Consider the following 1887-nt stretch of genomic DNA (forward strand, 5'->3'; position numbering starts at 1 on the left):
AGACTGATCCAAGCCTTGCAAAGCATTGTTCATGCATCGTTGAAAGGTGGCTGGAGCTGCCACTAACCCGAAAGGCATATAGACGAATTCGAACAGGCGGGGATTATTTCCCATCCAAGTAATAAAGGCACTCTTCCGCTGGGCCTCTTCACTCATTTTTATGTGATGATAGCCCGCTTTCAAGTCCAATTTGGTGAAGTACTTGGCTCCGCCTTGGCCTGCCATATCCAGCAGGTCATCACAGCGAGGTAGCGGATATCGGTCTTTCACTGTGATAAGATTCAACTCCCTGTAGTCTATGCAGATCCTGATCTTGTTATCATCCTTTTTGCGAATCAAGACGGTAGGGAATGCCCATTCCGATTTAGAAGGAACGATCACCCCTGAAGCTAATAGGTCTTCCAGCTGTTTCTTCACCTCCTCGCGGTCACCATACGGCATACGTCGAATGGGGAGCGCGATCGGGCGATGATCGCCGGTATCGATTTCATGGATAACACCTTTCGCATGGCCCATCTCTCGATCAGATAGAGACAAGACTTCGTGGTGTTCCACTAATAGAGCAATCATAGCTTTCCCGTCTGGATGGTCACGCAAAGGTTCAGGAAGTTGCTTGCGGACGATCTCTTTCACTTGCTCGATTCGGTCAAATAAGCTTTCTGGGGATGTCTGATTGAGGCCAATCTTCGAAGATTCTTCCGTCTTTTGCAGAATTTCCTCTACAACCTGATCTACCGTCAGGATTTCGATATCCCCCTCCAAGTTTCCAACTTGGGTTCCTTTCTCTAAGACCACATTGGTCGTGGTTGGATTATCGATTGTGACGACAACTGTTTTACACGGTCGTACTTTCACTATCGATTCACCCATAACCAGACCCTTCTTTGCAAGATCGCGACTCAATTCCATTAGATAGTTAGCTTCCTTGTTCCCACCTTGCACCCTAAGGTGCAGAGTGGTCGAAGCCTCTGCCGGAAAGGTCGTAGTTGTCGATTTAGTGTACACTTTCGGTGTACCTTTCAGATCCGATACTTGCTGCTGTGCATCGAATATCTTCTTTGTCTTTTTCAGACATGGAGCAGATCCTGAGTAAGAACACTTCAATTCAGCTCGTGAGACGGGGTCATCGTGTACTAAGGTTTGCCAACTATTCGACTCCTGTGACATTTCTGCCACGAGAGCTGAGGGGTCAGCGTTCCCTTGATACACGCTTGCCCTCTCCAAGGCGGTTATCTGCTCTGTTTCCGATTTATCCTGCAGATTACATTCTGCATATCTCAACGGCCCGTAGGTTGGGCGAAGCTCGTATTGCTTCTGAATGCGCAATTCAATTCCCAGAGCTTTAATAGCCGGTATACCGAGCAAAATATCGAACGAATTGGAAGGGTCAATATTCACGGGACCGCAAATTTCCCTCCCGCAGGTACGGATATTGAGATGCGCGGTGTATGGCTCCAATTTCAAAGGCTCCTCTTGCAAACCCCTCACAATCGGAGGCTTTGTCATGTGGTGCCAATGAAACCCTGGGTGTCGCTGATTAATACGAATCTTCATTTCACTGGAGATTAGGCTACTCTGAGCACCTGTGTCGATAACAGCCATGGCCGCTAATCCTTCTATCTCACATGGTACACGGAAATTTTCTCCGTCACAGTAAGGGAAGTATATGCGGCCGCGGACTGTATTTCGGCGATTGGCAGGTGGAGTATCTCCATCTTGATTCCGTTGAGTATTCTGCCGGTCATTACCTTGGCTAGATCCTCTATTCCAAAAATTCGGTCGACTCCCGTATTTCTCTGGGTGCTGTACCCAGCAATCTGCATCAGTATGGTTGGTCAGGTACGGATGACGCGAGCAACGCATACCGTTAGATGCTGTGGAGCCTTG

The 1887-nt window shown here is 48.2% G+C and carries 1 protein-coding gene; it reads right to left on the reverse strand.

Annotated elements, in window-relative coordinates; all coding sequences use genetic code 11:
• The coding region (locus GY937_21795; protein MCP5059346.1) for a hypothetical protein at positions 1-1602 on the reverse strand (1602 nt) is incomplete at its 3' end.
• Positions 1603-1887 lie beyond the last annotated feature (285 nt).

It is taken from the genome of bacterium (assembly GCA_024228115.1).
Lineage (GTDB): Bacteria > Myxococcota_A > UBA9160 > UBA9160 > UBA6930.